This window comes from Vibrio sp. 378 (genome assembly GCF_033339435.1).
In genome coordinates this window covers 1-739 of record NZ_JAWOUO010000482.1, presented here as the reverse complement: position 1 = coordinate 739, position 739 = coordinate 1, and the positions used below count along the sequence as shown (strand labels likewise).

Below are 739 nucleotides of genomic sequence, written 5' to 3'. Positions count from 1 at the left end.
GGCTTATCATCCAAAATAGTGACTGGCAACGTCGCGTTAACGGAGTCGTTATCGCCGTCCGTAATCACAATCGGCAGATTGATGGTCAGGTCATCAGAATTCGTCGCATGATCGAGCGCGCCAGACAATTCAAAATCGTAGCGTCCGTCTTGATGCAATGTCAGCGTGAAAATGGTGTCGCCACCAACGGTTTTTCCGACATAAACCAAAGCATCACTCGTTGACGCTGTAGCGTCTTGAGTAATCGCGATGCTCTCGCCGCCAGAAGTAAGTGCAGGCAGTAGATTGGAATTGAGATCCAGAACAAATGAGTCGATACCATCCGCGCTGGTCACTTCAAACTGACCAGAAACCGTTAAAGGCTCCTTGGTCTCGTCTGAGCCCAGCGGCAAATCATCTTCATGCACTTGTAAGCTGTCTATATTCGTTACCACGGGTACATCGTCTACCACCGTAATTGGTAACGTGAACACTGGTGATACATCGCCATCACCGTCAGTCACAGTGATTGGCAGTTCGATTATAATGTTGTTTTGCTGATTGCCATCAGGATGATCAAGTGGTTTTCTAAGATCAAACTCATAGGAGCTATTTAACGCATTCAGAGTTAACTCAAACACCACTTCTTGAGAATTAACCGTGATACCTTGATAAACATTCACCCCGCCAGTACTGGACGTTAAGACTAAGGTGATTGCCTCTCCGCCAGACATCAATGTACTAACTGGCGTCGTCAAAT

At 46.7% G+C, this 739-nt stretch carries 1 protein-coding gene; it reads right to left on the bottom strand.

The window, feature by feature from the left end; all coding sequences use genetic code 11:
• Positions 1 to 739 (bottom strand): DUF5801 repeats-in-toxin domain-containing protein (locus tag R7Q48_RS27065; RefSeq protein ID WP_411979293.1); only part of this gene is annotated, 739 nt, incomplete at both ends.